Below are 19656 nucleotides of genomic sequence, written 5' to 3'. Positions count from 1 at the left end.
ATGGCTTAACCATACCGGTTCACGGCATATTGGCCATTTTGCCCCAGTGTTGCAGCCCAAGCCGGCATCTCGCCGGCGGAATGTGGATGCTGCCATGATCGGGATGAAGACCGTCGGCAAGAGCTTGCTGGCATTGCTGGTTTCGCTATCGACGCTGTTGCCGGTCCAGGCGGCCGGGCTGCAGCCGGGCTGGCGCTTCGCCCCGCCGCCGGGCATCACCATCACCCAAGGCACGCCGCGACACGCCCTGGCGCTGCAGGCCAACATGCAGGTCAACCCGATCTATCTGCGGCAGGTGGTGCAATATTCCACCAGCGAGCGCAGCGGCACCCTCGTCGTCGATACCCAGGCGCATTTCCTCTACTTCGTGCTCGGGGGCGGCCGGGCGCTGCGCTACGGCATCGGTGTCGCCAAGGACGGCTTCGAATGGAGCGGCACGCACCAGATCACCCGCAAGGCCGAGTGGCCGGGCTGGACGCCGCCGGCCGAAATGCTGAAGCGCCGGCCCGAACTGCCGCGCCACATGGAAGGCGGCCCGAACAACCCGCTGGGCGCACGGGCGCTCTATATCGGCTCGACGCTTTATCGCATCCACGGCACCACCGAGCCTTGGAGCATCGGGCAGAATGTATCGTCGGGCTGCATCCGCATGACCAACGCAGATGTGATCGATCTCTACGAACGCGTCCAACTTTATACGAAGGTGGTGGTCCTTTAATAAGGATTTTCCACGACAGTCGGGGTGCCTCGCAAGGGGCGGAGAACCCATGAGTGCCCCGCGTCATGTATCGATTCCTAGCACTGGTCGGCCGTTTCGGGCGTGATGAAAGCGGCGTGTTCGCCGTATTGTTCGGCCTCATGGCCATCGTGCTGATCGCGCTGGGCGGCGCGGGCGTGGACTATGTGGCGCTGCAGCAGGCAAGAAGCCGCGCACAGGTCGCCCTCGATGCCGCGGCGCTGGCGCTGCAGCCGCAGATTTTCAAGGCGAGCTACAACGAGGAGACGGTGCGCGCGCAGGCCGAGGCCATCGTGCTTGACCGGATCGGCGACGCCCGCATCGACGCCAGGGTCGATGGGATCGAAACCAGCGTCCCCGATGGCTCGCTTTATCTGCATGCCGAATTCACCATGCCGACCATGTTCGTGTCGCTGGTGGGCGTTCCAGCGCTGAGCGCGTCCGTGCAGGCGAAGGCGACACGCAAGATGCTCAAGCTCGAAGTGGCCATGGTGCTGGACAATTCGGGCTCCATGGCCAGCTACAACCGCATGAGCTATCTCAAGGAAGCGGCGCGTTGCGCGACGCGGATCATGTTCTACGGCGAGGTCGATGAAGATTGCGACGAAGCAGATGACGCCGAAGCCCAGGACAATGTGAAGATCGGCATCGTCCCTTTCACCATGATGGTGAATATCGGTACGCAATTTTCAAACGCCACCTGGCTCGACTGGACCGGGCAGAACAGCATCTCGCAGCTGAATTTCGACAGCGACGACAATGCTTCGACGCCCTTTGCAGGCCCGGTCAACCGCAAGACGCTGTTCACGCAGACGGGCACGTCGTGGCGGGGATGTGTCGAGGCCAGGCGGGCGCCCCACGATACGGACGACACGCCGCCCACGACCACCGCGGCGCTGTTCACGCCGATGTTCTCGCCCGATACGGCGAGCGGAAACTACAACAGCTACCTGAGCGACACCGGCGGCACATGCCAGGTCAAAACCTGCACCGAAAAGACGGTGCGCAAGAATTGCAGCTATTCCTGGTGGAGTGGATGGACCTGTTCGGGGGCCACTACGAGTACCTATACCAAGAAGGTCGGATCGACCACGACGACGCCCGCGGCCTCCTGCGTCCCGGCGAATGGCGTTGTCCTGAGCGGCCCCAACACGGACCAATCCGGCACCACGCTGACGACGACCACCACCTACAGCCTGCTGACTCAGCAAGAACTGCAGGAACGGCTGTGCAAGTATAATGGCGTGACCGTATCAGACAGCAAGAATTCGGGCCCAAACGCCTATTGTCCCTCGATCTCGGTGCTGCCGCTGACCGACAATGTCGACAACGTGCTGGCCCGTATCAATGCCATGAATGCGGATGGCGGGACCAATATCCAGCAAGGCGCGATATGGGGCTATCACGCCCTTTCGAGCACCGAGCCGCTGACGCAGGCGGCGCCCTATTCGTCAGGGGCGGTATCGAAAGTCATGATCCTCATGACCGACGGCTTCAACGAACCGGACTATCGCAGCTACAGCGACACCTGGAACGGCACGGGCATCTATTATTCCTGGGGTTTCCGCAAGGATGGCCGCCTGCCGGACACCGATGGCATCATCGGCAACGAGAACGAATACAACGCCCACAACAGCAAGGCGGATATGTCCGAGACGATGGACGAGAAGACCGTCGCCACCTGCAACAATGCCAAGGCCGAGGGCATCCGCGTCTATACGATCGGCCTCAATCCCCCCAGCCAGGCCACGCGCGACATGCTCGAATCCTGCTCTTCGGGTGACGGCTATTATTTCTTCCCCGAGGACCCAAGCGACCTGATCGACGTGTTTACGCAGATCGCGAACCAGCTGGCGCAATTGCGGCTGGCGCTTTAGGGCATTTCGGGCAGGCTATCTAGCTCACGTGATCATCGTGCAGCGAGGGCTCAGTGCGACGAAGTTGTACCCGTATTTTGGGTTGGTCTTGAGCGCTGATGCTTCCTTCGCAGATGCCACGGGGCGAAAGCCGTCCCTGTCGACGAAATAGACCCGCAGGCCAAGCTCTTCGATGACGCATCCCGTTGTCACACTGTGGGGGTCGCTGCCATGGTCTTCGTAAAGGAACGCAACATCGCGCGCGGCGATCACGTCGGTTGCGCCGCGCATCGCCTCCATTTCCACCCCTTCGACATCGAGCTTGACGATGACAGTCTGCGCATGGCGGCAGTGTTTTTTGACGAGGTCGTCGATTGTGGTTGTCGCAATCGGTGATTCACCGGCGACACCGATATGAGAACCCGCGTGATTGTCGTCATGCGTCTCGATCATGACAATCTCGCCGGCTTTGTCATAGACAGCGGCATTGATGGCTATCGCTGGTGATTTGTTTATTGCCAGATTTTCCTCCAGCTTCTCAAAAGTATCCGGGTTGGCCTCGACAGAGATGACGTCGGCCTTCGGGTATATTTCTCGCGCCAGTAAGCTCCAGTAGCCGAAATTCGCACCGCAATCGATGAAGGCAAGGCTCTCTCTACTTTTGCGAAAGTTGCGAAAGGCCCATGCAATTTCCGGCTCGTAATCATAGGATGAGCTCACCAACCGCGCCCAATATGGGTCTCTCAGTGAAATTTTGAAGCAGCTGCGCTGGCCAATTCGGATGACCCGATAGTCAGTTGCGCTCGCTACCCGACCAGCCATGCGGGTAACGTGCCAGTACCCCTTGAAGTCGACCGGCGATAGCAGCCAGCCGGCCCAAGCTATGGCAGATCCGGAAAGATATCCGCGTATCGTCATTTTTCGCCTCACATCGGAGCAACAGGCGATCAGGTCCAAAAGGCAGGAAAAAGGTCTATAGGCGTTTCGATGTGGATTTTCATTGCATTGACGGACGCCTGGGGCGTCGCCGTCCTGCCTGGACTGGGTTCGGCGGAAGGCCTGTCCAAGGGAAAACTAGGGTTCCAGCAGTTGTATACTAGGCCGATGCCGGCCACGGCGCCGAAATGGAATTGAGCCAGAACCTGTAGCACGGCTCTTTAACGACAGCCGTGCTACACGCGGAGAAGGCCGGATTTTCTTGGGAATTTGGTACCGCCTCCCCGGATTGAACGGGGGACCTCTAGATCCACAATCTAGCGCTCTAACCAACTGAGCTAAGGCGGCAAAGGCTCTGCGAGGGATGGCGAAACGCCCGTCCCGAAAGCGGGCGGAACATAGGTCGAGAATCCCGGGATGACAAGCACCGATTTTGCCCATGGATGACGGGGCGCATGGCGGCTCCGGTTTAACCATCCCGCCTAAAGTGCCAGGCCTGCCGCTGCGCCGCACTGGACCCTGGGGAACGCACCCTATATTGAAGAAAAGCTAAGCGTCCGGGCACAATTTGTACCGGAATGGGACGGGAAACCCGGCCGCATCCGGAACGGAGAGACTTGATCGTAGATGGATGCTGACTGGATCACATCGCCGAGCGCCCGCCGCGTGCAGCAGCATGCCGAGGATTCGCGGCCGGCCTGGCTGTGGTCGCAGGATGGCCAGGTGCTGGTCTGGCAGAACGCCGCCGCAACGCTGTTCCTGGCCAAGCTCAAGAAGCATGGCTTGAAGCCGGCACCGGCCGCAGTGCCAATCAAGGGGCAGGTCGCCCGTAATATCCGGCTTGGTTCTATCGGGCGAACCAGCCTGGCGCGCATTCAGTTCATCGCCGGCGACAAGCCCGCTTCCAGCACCTGCGCGACGACGCCGCTGACCTGGCAGGAAGGACAGACAGTGCTGCTGATCGTCGGCGTAGACCCGATCGCGCCCGAGATACTGGCTGCCGCGGAGGCACCGGCTGACGCCGGCACCAAGCCGCCTGCCCCCACGGATGATCTTGCCGCGGCGCAGGACGCGCTGGCCGAGCCGAATGTGGACCTGTCCGAGCCGCCGCTGGATACGGTGGGCGAGCTGATCGCCGACGACGAAAATGCCTATGCGCGCGAGCTGGAAAACTGGCACGACGCCGAGCATGACGGCGGCCTCGCCCCGGTGGCCGATGACGAGCCGACACCAGCCATGGAACCCGAGAGCGTCGAGCCGGTGGCGAGCCGATTGAGCCGGCTGGTCGACCGGCTTGCCGCCGACGAGGCGCTGTTCACGCCGCTGACCGAGGCCGACGACGCCCCGCCATCAGCGGGGACGACGGAACCGGAACCGCTGCCCGAGGCTGCAACCAATACGCTGTTCAAGGTCACGGGGCGCGGCTTCGCGGCGGCAGAGACCGAATTGGCAGATGGCGAGGCGGAGCAGGACGAGGCCGAGGCGGACCTTGCCAACGTGGCGGCGCTCGATGCCGAGCCGGAGACGCAGGCGGCCGAACCCGTGGCCGCAGAAGATGGCATCGAGCGGCTGGCCCGCGAGATGGCCGAGCTGGCGCCCCCGCCGATTGTCGAACCCGATGCGGAAGCGGTCGAGCGCGTATCGCGCTACAATTTCGACGAGCTGTCGCGCATCCTCAACGATCGGGTGGGTGAGCAGTCGCAGCCGCCCAAGCTGCCGGTGGAGCAGCCGCGCAGCAGCGGCGCGCTGATCAACCTGGGCGGGGAAACGCTGGTGCTCAACCGGCTGCCGCTGGGCATATTGGTGTTCCGCGACCAGCAGGTCTTGTTCGCCAATCGCGCTATCACCGAAATGGTGGGCTATGAATCGGTCGAGAGCCTGCGCGCGGCTGGCCTGGCGGCGGTGTTCCCAGCGGCGGGCCCCGACGAGGGGCAGGATGCCGGCCCGGTCAATCACCTGATGCAGCGCGATGGAACGCTGGTGCCGGTCACGGCGCGCCTGCAGTCCATTTCGTGGCAGGGCCGTCCTGCCCTGATGCTGTCGGCGAGCACCACCGAGGTCCGCACCGGCCATGAGGCAGCGGTCAGCGCGTTTGCCCAAACCTTTGCCGATATGCGCGGCGATGGCTTTTTCGAAGCCACGCGGGCCGGCGTCATCAGCGCCGTCACCCCGCGCAGCGCCGGATTGCTGCGGATCGATGGCATGCTGGAAGGCAAGGCCCTGTCGTCGCTGGTGGCGAACGGCGACGTCGAGGCGCTGCGCGAATTCCTGGAGCGGCCGGCGCGGTTTGCCGAAACCGCCCGCCCCTGCCTGACCCTGCGCTCGGCTTCCGGAGCGGCAGAAGTCATTCTCTTTGCCCAGGGCCAGGCGGGGGTGGTGACCGGCTATTTCGGCTTCATCCGGGCCCGCGAGCCGGCGCCGCCGCGCCTCAGCGGGTATTCCGATGTCGACCCGGCTTTGCTGGCCCGCATCAGCCGCGGGGTGCGGCGGCCGCTCAACACCATTATCGGCTTTTCCGACCTAATCCGCTCGGAGGCTTTCGGCGCGTTGCAGAACGAGCGCTATGAGAGCTACGCGCAGGACATCACCACCGCCGGCCACGAAATCGCCGCGCTGGTGGATGAGCTGGACGACTATGCGCGGCTGCGCGACGGGCGCTACCTGCCGCAAAGGGCCAGTATCGAACTGACCGGACTGCTCGAAAGCTGCGTGGTCCGCATCCGCCAGCAGGCGAGCGGCGCCCGCGTCATCGTGCGCAATGCCATTTCCGAAAGCCTGCCACGCATCACCGCCGACCGGGCGTCGCTGGCGCAGGCGGTGCTGAACCTGTTGGCCAGCGCCATCGACCAGACGCCGACCGGCGGGGCCGTGGTGATCTCGGCACAGCGCGAGGACGAGGGCGGCATATCCGTGCATGTGCGGGACAGCTCGACCAATGCGGTTGATATGGCCGAACGCTTCGTGGTGTTCCGCGACGGCGTGGGCAAGGATGGCCAGCTCATGACCCCAGTGCGTTCGAGTGTCGGGCTGGCGCTGACGCGGTCGCTGCTGGCGGTCAACGCCTTCTCGCTGTCGGTCGATCCGGCGGGGGAACAGGGCATGCTGTTCACGCTGGTCATCCCCTCCGACCTGGTCGAGCGCGCGACGCCAGTGCCCGAGACCGGCGAATAAGCTGACTGCGAACCTCGATTTTATTGACAGTGCCTGCGACCAGCGCCACAACGCGCGGACGAGTAGGAGAAACGGTCATGGCAGGTCGGCGAGGCATCCTTTGTGCGGCGGTGATACTGGCACTCGCCAGCGGCGCCCCGGCGCTGGCGCAGAGTGACGCCGTCAACGTCTATACATATCGCGAACCCGGCCTGATCCAGCCGCTGCTCGACCGCTTCACCGAAGAAACCGGCATCCGCACCAATGTCCTGTTCGCCGCCGACGGGTTGATCGAGCGCGTGGCTGCGGAAGGTGAGCTGTCGCCGGCCGACGTGATCGTCACCGTCGATATTGGCAATCTGGCCAATGCCAAGGAACTGGGCATCACGCAGGCCATTGCCGGCGAGACGCTGGCGCGCGTGCCCGACCAGTATCACGACCCGGACGGGCAATGGGTGGCGCTGTCGCTGCGGGCGCGGGTATTCTACGCCTCGGTCGACCGAGTGACGGAAACAGCGCTGACCTACGAGGACATTGCCGGACCTGAATGGAAGGGGCGCCTCTGCACCCGGTCGGGCCTGCATGCCTACAATATCGGGCTGATCGCCACGCGCATCGCCCATTGGGGTGTCGAGCAGACGCGCGACTGGCTGACCGGGGTGCGGGACAATCTCAACCACGCCCCAACCGGGGCAGACCGCGACCAGGTCAAGGCCATCTTCGACGGCAGCTGCGATCTGGCCATCGGCAATACCTATTACATGGGCCTGATGCTGACCAATGATGCCGAGCCCGAACAGAAAGAGTGGGCCGCCTCGGCCCGGATCATCTATCCGGACGCCGACGGGGACGGCACGCAGGTCAATCTCTCGGGTGCCGTGGTCGCCAAATATGCACCCAACAAGGCCAATGCCGACAAGCTGGTGGCCTTCCTGCTGTCGGACGAGGCCCAGCATCTTTATGCCAGCGGCAATTACGAATTTCCGGTCGTCGAGAGCGTCGAGCCGTCGGAGCTGGTGGCGAGCTGGGGCGTGCTGACGGCTGACACCACGCCAATGGTCGAGATCGCGGCGCATCGCAAGGAAGCGGCGGCACTGGTCGACGAGACCCGGTTCGACGAAGGCCCGCAGGACTAGGATTGCCCCACAGGATGGGTTGCGGCCTTCGCCGGAATGACATGGTGGTTATTTGACGGCCCGTGAAACAGCAAAGAGCACGAACGGCGGCGGGCTAACCCTGCCGCTGCTGCTGGTGGCGGTGATGGGCCTGCCGATCGGCTGGCTGCTGTGGTCGGCCGCGGCGGCGCTGGGCTCGGGCAGCAACGGGCTGGCGGCGACGATGTTGCCGACCGCATTGCGCGACACGATCCAGCTCATGGTGCTGGTCGGCATCGTCACCGGTTCAGCGGGGATGATCGCCGCCTGGCTGGTGACGCATTATGAATTTCCGCTGCGCCGGATGTTCGACTGGGCGCTGGTGGTGCCGCTGGCGGTGCCGACCTATCTGGCGGCCTATACCTATGTCGAGTTCCTCGATTTCACCGGGCCGCTGCAGACTGCCCTGCGCGCGGTCAATGGAGCAACATCGGTCAAGGATTACTGGTTTCCCGATATCCGCAGCGACTGGGGCGCGGTGATCGTGCTGTCCAGCGTGCTCTATCCCTATGTCTACGTGGCCTGCCGGGCCTTCTTCCTCATGCAGTCGGCCAGCCTCAATATCGCAGCCCGCACGCTGGGCGCCGGCGGCATGCGGACCTTTTTCGCGGTGACGTTGCCGCTGTCGCGACCGGCCCTGGTGGTGGGGGTGACGCTGGCGATGATGGAAGTCGTCAACGACCTGGGCGCCGTGCAGTATTTCGGCATCAATGCGATCACCGCCATCATCTATTCGACCTGGATCAACCGTTCCGATTTCGGCGGCGCGGCGCAACTGGCGGTGACGGTGGTGCTGGTCATCGGCCTGCTGATCGCCGCCGAGCAGCGGGCGCGGCGCGACCGGGTCTATCTTGCCCATCGCGACAGCCGGGTGCCGCCGGCCCGCGAGGCGCTGCTGGGCGGGCAGCGCTGGGCGGCGTTCGGCTTCTGCCTCGCGCTGCTGGCGCTGGGCTTCGGTATTCCGGTGGGGCAGCTGACCTATTCGGCATTCCGCGTGCTGCTGCCCGAAACCATTGCCATGACCGTTGCTGCCTTGGTGCCGACGCTCACCCTGGCGGGGCTGGGGGCATTGATCACCGTGCTTGTCGGGCTGGCGGCGGCCAAGCTGGCGCATCGCTCCGGGGCCGGCGCCCGCAGCGCGATCCGGCTGGCCACGCTGGGCTATGCCATTCCCGGCACGGTGCTGGCGCTGGGGCTGCTGCAACCGCTCGGGCAGGCCGACCTGTGGTTCAACCGCATGACCATGGCGCTATGGGACTGGCGGCCGGGCCTCATATTGTCAGGATCGATGGCGGCCCTGCTCTATGTCTACGCCATACGCTTTCTCGCCGTCAGTCATTCGACCATCGATGCGGCGATGAAGAAACGCGGCGATTCCATGCTGCATGCCGGGCGGGTGCTGGGCGCGCGCGGGGTGGGACTGCTGCTGCGAGTGGATTTGCCGACGCTGATGCCGGCTTTGCTGAGCGCGGCGACGCTGGTCTTTGTCGAGATCATCAAGGAACTGCCGGCCACGCTGCTGCTGCGGCCGCTCGGTATCGATACGCTGGCGACGGTGGTTTATGCACGGGCAAATGTCGGACTTTTTGCTCAAGCGGCGCTGCCTGCCTTGTTTATCGTGCTGGCGGGGCTGATCCCGGTCATTCTTGCTACGCGGCTGGGCGATCGTAGGAAAGTATAACAAGGCGGCATGCTGCCATGTTAGTGGCGATCCCATATATCTCGCGCCATGGGAGCCGGAGCCTCATGCGCCGGCGGGGTTCGACGATGCCGGATGACCGGCCGCGGACCGACTGGCGGTGCTGCCGCCATAATTGGGAGTTATCCTATGAACAAGACGTTGAAGGCTTTCGGCGTGGCGCTGGCGCTGAGCTCGGCATTGGCCGGCATGGCCATGGCGCAGCCGACCGAAGTGCGGATCGGCGTGGCGCTGGAGCCACCGGCGCTCGACCCGACGGCAGGCGCTGCCGAGGCCATCGACATCGTGGTCTACCAGAACGTGTTCGAGGGTCTCACCCGCATCGACCAGAATGGCGCGGTGCAGCCAGGACTGGCCGACTCCTGGACCATTTCCGAGGATGGGCTGACCTATACGTTCAAGCTGCATGACGGGGTGACCTTCCATGACGGCACCACGTTCGATGCCGAAGACGTCAAGTTCACCTTCGACCGCATCCTCAGCGAAGACAGCGTCAACGCGCATCGCGAATTCTATGAGCCGATCACCGGCATCACCATTATCGACCCGCTGACCATCGCATTCACGCTCGACCGGCAGATCGGCCGCTTCCTGTTCGATCTCGGCCGTGGCGATGCGGTCATCGTGGCGCCGGAAAGCGCCGACAACAATGCCAACGACCCCATCGGCACCGGCCCCTTCGCCTTCGTGCAGTGGGACAAGGGCAGCCGGGTGGTGCTGGAGGCCTATGGCCCCTATTGGGGGGCGCCGGCGCACCTGACCAAGGCGAGCTACGTGTTCATCAGCGACACCGCGACGCTAACCAATGCGCTGCTGGCCGGCGATATCGACGGCACCAACAATTTCGCCACCGAAGCGCTGGCGGTGTTCGAAAACAATCCGCAATTCAAGGTGCTGGTGGGCACGACCGAGGGCGAGACCATCCTCTCGACCAACAACAAGCGCCCGCCCTTCGACAACCTCAAGGTGCGCCAGGCCATGGCGCATGCGCTGGACCGCCAGGCGATCATCGATGGCACCACCAATGGCTATGGTACGCCGATCGGCGCGCCCTTCGCGCCGCACAATCCCTATTATGTCGACCTGACGGGCACCTATCCCTATGACCCGGAAGCGGCCAAGGCGCTGCTGGCGGAAGCCGGTTATCCCGACGGGTTCAGCGCCACGCTGAAGCTGCCGCCGGTGGCCTATGCCCGCACTTCGGGGCAGATCATTGCCAGCCAGTTCGCGGCGGTGGGCATCAAGCTGGAACTGATCAACGTAGAATGGGCGCAGTGGCTGGAAGATGTCTATGCCAACAAGGACTTCGACCTCTCCATCGTCAGCCATGTGGAGCCGTTCGACATTGGCAATTATGCCAACCCCGATTACTACTTCGGCTATGACAATCCCGAATTCCAGGCGCTTATCAAAACCCTCAACGGCACGGTGGATGAAGCCAAGCGCAAAGAGCTGGCCATCGAGGCGCAGACTATTCTCGCCAGGGATGCCGTCAACGGCTACCTGTTCGAGCTGGCGCAGACCGGGGTGTGGAATGCCAAGCTTACCGGCATGTGGCAGAATTCGCCGATCGAAGGGCTGGTGCTGCGGGATATCGCCTGGACTGAGTGACGTTCGATATTTCGAGCATCTAGCGGCGTACTCACCCTCTCCCCTTGAGGGAGAGGGTGGAAATCCGCGTCCAGCGGGTTTCCGGGTGAGGGGTTCTGCGCTCTCCCATGCTTCAGGGCAGCAGGATGGCGCAGGACCCCTCATCCGCCCTTCGGGCACCTTCTCCCTCAAGGGGAGAAGGAAAGAGGCGCCTGAGCCGGGACCGATGTCCCCATGATCCTCTTCACCCTCCGCCGCTTCCTCGGCTTTGCCGCGACACTTCTCGTCGCAGCCCTCGTCATCTTCTGGCTGCTCGACCTGCTGCCGGGCGATCCGGCGCAGTTCATTCTCGGCATCAATGCCACGCCCGACTCGGTGGCACGGCTGCGGGTGCAGATGGGGCTCGACGTGCCGGCGCCCGAGCGCTTCGTGAGCTGGGTCTGGGGCATGCTGCAGGGCGATTTCGGCATGAGCTATACCCAGCGCGCGCCGGTGGCCGAACTGATCTGGGCCCGGCTGGCGGTCACGCTGCCACTCAGCATTTTCGCCATGGTCATTTCCATCGTGGTCGGACTGCCGCTGGGGATCCTCGCGGCGCGGCGGCGGGGCAAGCTTCTGGATACGGCCATCATGGTCACGGCGCAGACCGGGGTGGCCATTCCCAATTTCTGGTTCGGCATGCTGCTGACGCTGGTCTTTGCCGTGGGCCTGCGCTGGCTGCCGCCGGGTGGCTTCACCCCGTGGAACGAGGATGGCTGGGCGTCGTTGCGCGGGCTGATCCTGCCCAGCCTGGCGCTGGCCCTGCCGCAGGCGTCGATCCTGGCGCGGGTGATGCGCACGGCCCTGGTCGATGTGACGGGGCAGGACTATATCCGCACCGCCCGCGCCAAGGGCCTGACCATGGGCGAAGCGGTGTGGCGGCATGGCGTGCGCAATGCGCTGCTGCCGGTCCTGACCATTCTGGGGCTGCAATTCGCCTATCTGGTCGCCGGCACCATCATCGTCGAGAACGTGTTCTACCTGCCGGGGCTGGGCCGGCTGATCTATACCGCCATTTCCGAGCGCGACCTGATCCTGGTGCGCGGGGCAACCATCATCCTCATCGTCACCGTGACGGCGACGATGCTGCTCACCGATATCGCCTATGCGCTGGTCGATCCGCGCCTGCGGGAAAGGAGCACGCCGTGAAGCGCCTGCTCAGCCATCCCAGCCTGGTGATCGGGCTCGTCGCGACGCTGCTCTTTCTCGCCATCGGGCTGTTGTCGCTGGTGTGGACGCCCTATCCTATCGCGCAGATCGACATCCCCCGCCGTTTCCTCGCGCCGAGTGCCGCCCATTGGCTGGGCACCGACAATCTGGGACGCGACATGCTGAGCCTGATCATGGCGGGCACCTGGACGAGCTTTCTCGTCGCGGCGGTGGCCATGGCCATCGGCGTCGGCGTCGGGGTGCCGCTGGGGCTGGCGGCCGCGGCCTGGGGCGGGCCAGTCGAATGGCTGGTGCTGCGGCTCACCGATTTCGTCTTCGCCTTTCCGGCCGTGATCGCCGCCATTCTCATCACCACGCTGATCGGGCCGGGTGCCGTCAATGCCATCGTCGCCATCGGCATCTTCAATATCCCGGTCTTCGCCCGGGTGGCGCGGGGCGGCGCCCTCAGCATCGCCACGCTCGACTTCGTGGCGGCCGGGCGGCTGGCGGGGCTGGGCAATATGCTGATCGCCTGGCGTCACCTGCTGCCCAACGTGATGAGCCTTATCATCGTTCAGGGCACGATCCAGATGTCACTGGGCATCCTGTCGGAAGCCGGGCTCTCCTATATCGGGCTGGGCACGCAGCCCCCCGAGACGAGCCTGGGGCTGATGCTGAAGGACGCGCAAAGCGTGTTCCTGATCCATCCGTGGCTGACCATGGTGCCGGGGTTGTGCATCGTGCTCATCGTCATCGCGCTCAACATTGCCGGCGACGGGCTGCGCGATGCCATCGATCCACGCCTGCGGCAGGGAAATCCCAATGTCCTTGCTTGAAGTTTCCGGACTTTCGGTGCGGTTCGGGGATGCCGAGGTGGTCAGCGATGTGAGTTTCTCGCTACAGCGCGGCGAACGCTTCGGCATTATCGGGGAAAGCGGCTCGGGCAAGACGCTGACGGCGCTCGCGGTCACCGGCCTGTTGCCCGAAGGCGCGGCAATGAGGGGCAGCATCAGCCTCGATGGGGTGCCCCTGCCCGTTTCTGAGCGCGCAATGGCGCGGCTGCGCGGCAAGCGCGTCGGCATGGTGTTCCAGGAGCCAATGACCGCGCTCAATCCGCTGATGCGGGTCAATGACCAGATCGAGGAGAGCATCCACCTCGATACCTCCCATGGCGCGACGCAGATCGAAGTGCCCTACCTGCTCAAGGAAGTGGGGCTGGAGCTCAAGCATGGCGACCGCTTTCCGCACCAGCTTTCGGGTGGGCAGCGGCAGCGCGTGATGATCGCCATGGCGCTGGCTGGCCGGCCAGACATTCTTATCGCGGATGAGCCCACTTCGGCGCTCGATCTCATCACCCAGCGCAAGGTGCTCGACCTGATCGCCGATATCTGCACGCGGCGGCAGATGGCGCTGCTGTTCATCAGCCATGACCTCAAGGCCGTCGGCGCCTTGTGCAACCGGGTGGCGGTGATGCATCGGGGCAAGCTGGTCGAAACGGGGCAGGCAACAAGCGTCTTTTCGGCGCCAAAACAGCCCTATACGCAAAAGCTGGTTGCCGCCTCGCGCTTCGATGTGCAGCCCTTGTTGCGCCCGCCGATCGGCAGCACGCTGCTCGAAGTCGATGGCGTGACGCGGGATTACCGGCAGGGCGGCATGCTGTTCTGGGCCGATAAGCCGCTGCGGGCGGTGGACGATGTGCGCTTCTCCATTGCCAGCGCCGAATGCCTTGCGCTGGTCGGGCCCTCGGGCTGCGGCAAGACCACGCTGGCCAAGATCGTCGTCGGGCTGGACCGGGCCACGGCGGGCGAGGTTCGGCTGGCGGGCACGGCCTATCACGGCTCGGATCTGCCCAACGCGCTACGGCGCGACGTGTCGCTGGTGTTCCAGGATCCGTTCGGCAGCTTCAATCCCCGGCTGACCATCGCCGCCTCCCTGGCCGAACCGCTGCGGCTGGAGCCGGAATTAAGCCAGGAGACGGCGCGTGCACGACTGGTGGAATCGGTGGAGGCCGTGGGGCTCGATACCGGCATGCTGGCACGCTACCCGCACGAATTCTCGGGCGGACAGCGGCAGCGGCTGGCCATTGCCCGGGCGCTGGTGACTCGACCCAAGCTCCTGGTGCTGGACGAGCCGGTATCGGCGCTCGATGTATCCGTGCGCGGCGAAGTGCTGGCGCTGCTGGCCCGGCTGCAGGCCGATTTCGGGCTGACCTATCTCATTATCAGCCACGATCTCGACATGGTGCGGGCCATGGCCGACCGGGTGCTGGTGATGGATGCCGGCCGGATCGTCGAAGAGGGCAAGCCGGCGCAAATCTTCGCCGAACCACAACACAGGCTGACGCGGGATCTGGTGGCGGCAAGGCTGCCGGATGTGGGGTGAAGATCGGGGCACGCCCTCGTGGTTCGAGGGTCGCTACGCTCCCACCTCACCATGAGGGCTACTGCAAACGCGGTGCCCCAGTAGCCCTCATGGTGAGGTGCGCTTCTTCAGCGCCTCGAACCACGAGGGCGTGGCACCTACAGCAGGCCCACATAACTCCCGAACGGCTCGAGATCGAGTTCGCCGTCGATGGGGGCGGCGGTGACGCCGGGGCAGCCGGCATCGTGGGGCACGAGGTCGGCCGGCACGGCAAACTCGACGGCGGTTTCGCCCATGTTGAAAACGCAGAGCAGGCGCTGGGCGCCGTCCTCGCGGATGAAGGCCAGGATATTGCCGGGCGCATCGAGCAGGCGGATGGAGCCCTTGGCCAGAGCCGGGTGGGCGCGTCGGAAGACCAGCATCGCCCGGTAGAATTCGAGCACCGAGCCGAGGACATTGTCCTGGGTATCGACGGCGTGGGTGAGGTGCTCGGCCGGCACCGGCAGCCAGGTGCGGCTGGCCGTGGAAAAGGCGCCATTGGTGGCGTGGGATTGCCAGACCATGGGCGTACGGCAGCCATCGCGGCCCTTGAATTCGGGCCAGAACTCGATGCCGTAGGGATCGACCAGGTCGGAGAATGACAGCTCGGCTTCCTTGAGACCCAGTTCCTCGCCCTGATAGAGGCAGACCGAGCCGCGCATGGTGAGGATCAGCGTGGCGGCGAGGCGGGTGAAGGCGGCTTCCTGCCCATGCACGGCCCAGCGGCTGACGTGGCGCACCACGTCGTGGTTGGAAAAGGCGAGGCAAATCCAGCCGTCGGGTGCTTCGGCCTCGCTGGCGGCGATGGACGTGCGGAAATGCTCGGCCGAGAACTCGCCGCCGAGATAGTCGAAGGTATAGGCCATGTGCAGATGGTCATCGCCCGAAGTGTATTGGGCCATGATTTCGAGCTGGTGCTGGCTGTCGCCGATTTCGCCGACTGTGGTGCGGCCGGGATATTCGTCCATCAGGGCACGCAGGCGCTTGAGGAAGGCGAGGTTTTCCGGGCGCGACTTGTCGTAGATATGTTCCTGGAAATTATAGGGATTCACCGCCGGGGCGGTCGAGGCGTTGAAATCGTCGGGGCGCACCACCGGATTGTTCTCGAAGCCCAGCGAGCAGAAGTAAAAGTTGACGGTATCGAGCCGGAAGCCGTCGACGCCGCGCTCCAGCCAGAAGCGCATTTCGGCCAGCAGCGCATCCTGAACTTCGGCGCTGTGGAAGTTGAGGTCAGGCTGGGAGACCAGGAAATTGTGCTGGTAATACTGCATGCGCCTGGAATCCCACTGCCAGGCGGAACCGCCGAAGATGGAGAGCCAGTTATTGGGTGGTGTACCGTCGGGCTTGGGGTCGGCCCAGACATACCAGTCGGCCTTGCCATTGGTGCGCGACTGCCGGCTTTCCGAGAACCAGGCATGCTTGTCGGAGGAGTGGGAGATCACCTGGTCGATAATGACCTTGAGGCCCAGCGAATGAGCCTTGCGCACCAGGTTGTCGAAATCTTCCAGCGTGCCGAAACTGGGGTCGATGTCGCGGTAGTTGGAGACGTCGTAGCCGAAATCCTTCATCGGCGAGGTGAAGACGGGCGACAGCCAGATGGCGTCGACGCCCAGATCGGCGACATAGTCGAGCCGGCTGGTAATGCCGACAAGGTCGCCGACGCCGTCACCGTTCTGGTCCTGGAAGGAGCGCGGATAGATCTGGTAGATCACCGCGCCGCGCCACCAGTCCTGGTCCACCGTGGTTTCGTCCGGCGTCTTGGGCTCGGTCATCAGCGACGTGGCGGTCATGGTTGGCTCCCGTGAAGTGGGAGCCAGTTAACCCAGCCGCCGCGACCGAGGCAAGGCGACTTCACCGTGTGTTGTGCAGCATGCCCTGGAAGGCACGGTAGGAGGATTTGGGGGTGCGCTGCTGCGTCTCGTAGTCGACATGGACGATACCGAAGCGCTTGTTGTAGCCCTCGGCCCATTCGTAATTGTCGAGCAGCGACCAGGCAAAATAGCCGCGGACATCGGCACCCTGCTCGCGGGCGGCCAGCACCGCCTTGAGATGATCGTCGTAATATTTCACCCGGCGCGGATCGTCGTCGCCCTCGACCTCGGCCATGCCGTTCTCGGTCACGTAGAGCGGGATCTTCGTGTATTCGTTCGACACGCGGGCCAGCAGGTCGGTCAGCCCCCTGGGGTAGATTTCCCAGCCGATATCGGTCTTTTCCAGCGGGCCCTTGACCTGCTCGATCGGGTTGCCGCCATCAGTGCCGGCGCGATAGATGCCGCGGGTATAGTAGTTGATACCCAGCCAGTCGAGCGGACGCGAGACGACTTCCATGTCCTTCTGGTAATCCCTGGGCAGATTGTCACCCAGCCAGGCCGTGACTTCCTGGGGGTACTGGCCCTTGAGCACGCCGCCGAGATACCAGCGGTTGAACAGGGCATCGCCCATATTCATGGCAGCCAGGTCTTCCGGCCTGTCGCTGGCAGCTTCGGATTTTTCGAGATTGAGCACGATGCCGAGGTTTTTCGTGCCATGGGCGCGCAGCGCATCGATCGCGGTGCCATGGGCGAACAGCACATGGTGCATGGCGCGGGCGGCAGCACGGATATCGCGATAGCCGGGAGCATGGATGCCCAGGAAATGGCTGAGGAAGGCGACGCACCACGGTTCGTTTATGGTCGCTGTCGCAGTGAGGCGATCGCCGAATTTCTGTGCGACCAGCGCGGCATAGTCGCCGAACCAGGAGGCGATATCGCGGTTCATCCAGCCGCCCTTGTCCTGCAGGGGCGACGGCAAATCCCAGTGATAGAGCGTGGCATAGGGCTTGATGCCGCGTTCGAGCATGCCGTCGATCAGGCGGTCGTAGAAGTCGAGGCCGGCCTGGTTGACGGCGCCGGTGCCCTCGGGGATCAGGCGGGGCCAGGCGAAGGAGAAGCGGTAGCCATCGAAGCCGCCGTCACGGATCAGGTCGAGGTCCTGCGGCCAGAGTTCGTAGTGGTTGCAGGCATCATGGCCGGTATCGCCATTATGGACATTGCCCGGCGTGGCCGAAAAAGTATCCCAGATGGAGGAGCCGCGGCCATCGCCCTGCCCGCCTTCGATCTGATAGGCCGCCGTGGCGACGCCGAATGTGAAACCCGGACCGAAATCCTTGCGGTCGATTGAGAACATGAAGGCTCCTCTGGCCGGCCATTCGCCGTGATTGGGTTCAGCCGAATAGCCGATGCAATCGATATATGCAATCGATTGCAGAAGTAGACTACAACCCAAGCTGGTGCCTTAGCGCTGTCTCGATCTGGCGAACAATATCTGCACCCACTTTGCCGAGGCGTTCGGCATACTCGGCCTCGATGGTGGCGATCTTGGTGGGGCGAACAAGCGATGGTGCAGGCAATCCAACTGCTGCATAGGCTTCTGTCAGGTCGATGTCGCCCGGCCAGCGTCTATTTTCTGCGCTTGTGATCATCACCACCCACAGAAGTTGCTCGGATTCGCCCAATCCACCCGCCGAAACCACAAGCGCGGGGCGTCGCTGGCGGACGGGCCGGTCTGTGTAAGGAAAGGGAACCCGAACGACGGTTCCGCGCTCAAAGGTTGGCATAAGCCTTGCGGTCCGCTTCGCTATCCCATTCGCTGAAGGTCGCAAAGGGATCTTCCACGGCCTCCCCGCTTGCCTTGGTCAGGATGACACGGCCATTCTCGATGACGTAGGAAAGCTCATCGCCCTCGCGCAAGCGCAGGGCATTGCGGACGGCCTGCGGGATCGTCGTCTGGGCCTTGCTTGTCAGCTTGCTGGTGATCATCTGAATTCTCCTTTGCCCAATGTAAGGAAAACCCTTTCACCTGACAACTAGGATCGCAGCCTCGGCGTGCCTGCCAGAATCCGCCGCGCAATGGAGCGGTAGGCCGCCGCCTCCGCGCCATCGGGGTAGGCCGCAACAGGGGGTTGGCCGGCATCCGACCCCTCGCGGATGGCCATGACCAGCGGGATGGGGCCGAGGAAGGGCATGTTCATGTCGGCCGCCGCCCTCTCGGCGCCGCCGCTGCCGAAAATGTCGTAGCGGGTGCCGGTGTCGGGGGCGATGAAGTAGCTCATGTTTTCCACCAGGCCGAGGATGGGCACGCCGAAGCGGGGCAGCATGTCGATGGCCTTGCGCGCGTCGATCAGGGCCAAATCCTGCGGGGTGGAGACCACGACGACGCCATCGACCTCGACCTGCTGGAACAGCGAGATATGGATATCGCCGGTGCCGGGCGGCAGGTCGATGACCAGGATATCGAGTTCTCCCCAATCGGTTTCGCGCAGCAATTGGCGCAGGGCGGAGGTAGCCATGGGGCCGCGCCAGACCACGGCCTGGTCCTTGGTCAGCATGGAGCCGATGGACATGACCTTGAGGCCAAAGGCCTGGTGCGGCGAGAAAATACCGTCGTCGCGCACCGCCGGCTGGCCTTCGATGCCCAGCAGCTTGGGGATGGATGGGCCATAGAGATCGGCGTCGAGGATGCCCACGCGCAGGCCCTCGGCGGCGAGCGCCAGGGCGATGTTGACTGCCGTTGTGGACTTGCCGACCCCGCCCTTGCCCGAGCCGACTGCGACGATGTGTTTGATGCCAGGCACCGGCGTCTTGCCGGGTGGGACGGGCTTGCCATGCGAGAAGGTGGGGCCGGATTTGGGCGGCGGCTTGCCACCGGTCAGCGACACCATGACCTTGCGGGTGCCGGCCAGCTTTTGCGTCACGGCCGCAGCCTGTTCGCGGGCGGGGCCGAAGGCGGCCTCCATGCCCGGCGCGACAGCAATGGCGAAGGCCACGGCGCCGGGGGTGACGATGATGTCGGAGAGGCCGGCATAACCCGCCAAATCCCCGCCGCCGGGGATTTCGACGGCAGCGAGGGCGGATCGGATGGCGGCGGCGAGTTCGGTATCGGCCATTTCTTGCTCCCTCTTCCCCTCTC

General features: G+C 64.1%; 15 protein-coding genes and 1 tRNA gene. 9 read left to right on the top strand and 7 right to left on the bottom strand.

From position 1 onward, the window contains the following. Window positions 1-94 precede the first annotated feature (94 nt). Entirely contained in the window at window positions 95-718 is a 624-nt protein-coding gene (locus ASD04_RS16370; RefSeq protein WP_056259377.1) for a L,D-transpeptidase, read from the top strand. A gap of 65 nt (window positions 719-783) precedes the next feature. After that, window positions 784-2613, top strand: coding sequence for a TadE/TadG family type IV pilus assembly protein (locus ASD04_RS16365; protein ID WP_056259376.1), 1830 nt, complete (start codon window positions 784-786; stop codon window positions 2611-2613). 24 nt (window positions 2614-2637) lie between these two features. Here the strand turns inward: ASD04_RS16365 and ASD04_RS16360 are convergent, their stop codons facing one another. Both ASD04_RS16360 and ASD04_RS16355 read right to left on the bottom strand, forming a co-directional pair. Further along, complete coding sequence (locus tag ASD04_RS16360; protein WP_056259374.1) at window positions 2638-3510, bottom strand: FkbM family methyltransferase; 873 nt, start codon at window positions 3508-3510, stop codon at window positions 2638-2640. A gap of 289 nt (window positions 3511-3799) precedes the next feature. Continuing rightward, a tRNA-His gene (locus ASD04_RS16355) sits at window positions 3800-3876 on the bottom strand. A gap of 279 nt (window positions 3877-4155) precedes the next feature. On the opposite strand from ASD04_RS16355, the gene ASD04_RS16350 reads away from it, so the two are divergent. The 7 genes from ASD04_RS16350 (at window position 4156) to ASD04_RS16320 (ending at window position 14691) form a co-directional block, all read left to right on the top strand. Further along, entirely contained in the window at window positions 4156-6699 is a 2544-nt protein-coding gene (locus ASD04_RS16350; RefSeq protein ID WP_056259372.1) for a HAMP domain-containing sensor histidine kinase, read from the top strand. 77 nt (window positions 6700-6776) lie between these two features. Then, on the top strand, window positions 6777-7814 hold the full coding sequence (locus ASD04_RS16345) for an extracellular solute-binding protein (protein WP_056259369.1): 1038 nt from the start codon (window positions 6777-6779) through the stop codon (window positions 7812-7814). Between the two features lie 52 nt (window positions 7815-7866). After that, window positions 7867-9513, top strand: coding sequence for an iron ABC transporter permease (locus ASD04_RS16340; protein ID WP_056259368.1), 1647 nt, complete (start codon window positions 7867-7869; stop codon window positions 9511-9513). A 147-nt stretch (window positions 9514-9660) separates the two neighbouring features. After that, window positions 9661-11142: an ABC transporter substrate-binding protein gene (locus tag ASD04_RS16335; protein WP_056259366.1), complete on the top strand. Its 1482-nt coding sequence runs from the start codon at window positions 9661-9663 to the stop codon at window positions 11140-11142. A gap of 213 nt (window positions 11143-11355) precedes the next feature. Next, complete coding sequence (locus ASD04_RS16330) at window positions 11356-12309, top strand: ABC transporter permease (protein WP_056259364.1); 954 nt, start codon at window positions 11356-11358, stop codon at window positions 12307-12309. After that, the gene (locus tag ASD04_RS16325; RefSeq protein ID WP_056259361.1) at window positions 12306-13145 is read left to right on the top strand and encodes an ABC transporter permease; all 840 of its coding nucleotides are present in this window, start codon (window positions 12306-12308) and stop codon (window positions 13143-13145) included. The genes ASD04_RS16330 and ASD04_RS16325 overlap by 4 nt, the downstream gene beginning before the upstream one ends. Further along, a complete protein-coding gene (locus ASD04_RS16320) occupies window positions 13132-14691 on the top strand; it encodes an ABC transporter ATP-binding protein (RefSeq protein WP_056259360.1) in 1560 nt (519 codons plus the stop codon). Before ASD04_RS16325 ends, ASD04_RS16320 begins: the two co-directional genes overlap by 14 nt. 137 nt (window positions 14692-14828) lie before the next feature. On the opposite strand, the gene ASD04_RS16315 is transcribed toward ASD04_RS16320, so the two are convergent. From ASD04_RS16315 to ASD04_RS16295, 5 genes are all read right to left on the bottom strand, one after another. Next, window positions 14829-16499 (bottom strand): alpha-glucosidase family protein, encoded by a 1671-nt coding sequence (locus ASD04_RS16315; RefSeq protein ID WP_056259358.1) that lies wholly within the window; start codon window positions 16497-16499, stop codon window positions 14829-14831. Window positions 16500-16560: 61 nt separating this feature from the next. After that, window positions 16561-17874, bottom strand: a complete 1314-nt coding sequence (locus tag ASD04_RS16310; protein ID WP_056259356.1) for a GH1 family beta-glucosidase — start codon at window positions 17872-17874, stop codon at window positions 16561-16563. Between the two features lie 88 nt (window positions 17875-17962). Then, a complete protein-coding gene (locus ASD04_RS16305) occupies window positions 17963-18304 on the bottom strand; it encodes a type II toxin-antitoxin system PemK/MazF family toxin (protein ID WP_056259354.1) in 342 nt (113 codons plus the stop codon). Continuing rightward, on the bottom strand, window positions 18291-18506 hold the full coding sequence (locus tag ASD04_RS16300; protein ID WP_056259352.1) for a type II toxin-antitoxin system PrlF family antitoxin: 216 nt from the start codon (window positions 18504-18506) through the stop codon (window positions 18291-18293). The genes ASD04_RS16305 and ASD04_RS16300 overlap by 14 nt, the downstream gene beginning before the upstream one ends. Before the next feature lie 47 nt (window positions 18507-18553). Further along, window positions 18554-19633 carry an Mrp/NBP35 family ATP-binding protein gene (locus ASD04_RS16295; protein ID WP_056259350.1) on the bottom strand — a complete coding sequence of 360 codons (1080 nt, stop codon included), beginning with the start codon at window positions 19631-19633 and terminating at the stop codon, window positions 18554-18556. Between the last annotated feature and the right edge of the window lie 23 nt (window positions 19634-19656).

It is taken from the genome of Devosia sp. Root436 (genome assembly GCF_001426345.1).
In the GTDB taxonomy this organism is placed as follows: Bacteria; Pseudomonadota; Alphaproteobacteria; order Rhizobiales; family Devosiaceae; genus Devosia.
Note: the sequence above shows the minus strand (reverse complement) of the source record. Positions and strands in the feature narration are given on the sequence as shown.

Bases quoted from the DNA above. Each gene is read 5' to 3' on its own strand.
- ASD04_RS16295 (WP_056259350.1), bottom strand. From the start codon at position 19,633: ATGGCCGATACCGAACTCGCCGCCGCCATCCGATCCGCCCTCGCTGCC.
- ASD04_RS16335 (WP_056259366.1), top strand. From the start codon at position 9,661: ATGAACAAGACGTTGAAGGCTTTCGGCGTGGCGCTGGCGCTGAGCTCG.
- ASD04_RS16300 (WP_056259352.1), bottom strand. From the start codon at position 18,506: ATGATCACCAGCAAGCTGACAAGCAAGGCCCAGACGACGATCCCGCAG.
- ASD04_RS16305 (WP_056259354.1), bottom strand. From the start codon at position 18,304: ATGCCAACCTTTGAGCGCGGAACCGTCGTTCGGGTTCCCTTTCCTTAC.
- ASD04_RS16315 (WP_056259358.1), bottom strand. From the start codon at position 16,499: ATGACCGCCACGTCGCTGATGACCGAGCCCAAGACGCCGGACGAAACC.
- ASD04_RS16370 (WP_056259377.1), top strand. From the start codon at position 95: ATGATCGGGATGAAGACCGTCGGCAAGAGCTTGCTGGCATTGCTGGTT.
- ASD04_RS16365 (WP_056259376.1), top strand. From the start codon at position 784: ATGTATCGATTCCTAGCACTGGTCGGCCGTTTCGGGCGTGATGAAAGC.
- ASD04_RS16345 (WP_056259369.1), top strand. From the start codon at position 6,777: ATGGCAGGTCGGCGAGGCATCCTTTGTGCGGCGGTGATACTGGCACTC.
- ASD04_RS16360 (WP_056259374.1), bottom strand. From the start codon at position 3,510: ATGACGATACGCGGATATCTTTCCGGATCTGCCATAGCTTGGGCCGGC.
- ASD04_RS16320 (WP_056259360.1), top strand. From the start codon at position 13,132: ATGTCCTTGCTTGAAGTTTCCGGACTTTCGGTGCGGTTCGGGGATGCC.
- ASD04_RS16330 (WP_056259364.1), top strand. From the start codon at position 11,356: ATGATCCTCTTCACCCTCCGCCGCTTCCTCGGCTTTGCCGCGACACTT.
- ASD04_RS16310 (WP_056259356.1), bottom strand. From the start codon at position 17,874: ATGTTCTCAATCGACCGCAAGGATTTCGGTCCGGGTTTCACATTCGGC.
- ASD04_RS16350 (WP_056259372.1), top strand. From the start codon at position 4,156: ATGGATGCTGACTGGATCACATCGCCGAGCGCCCGCCGCGTGCAGCAG.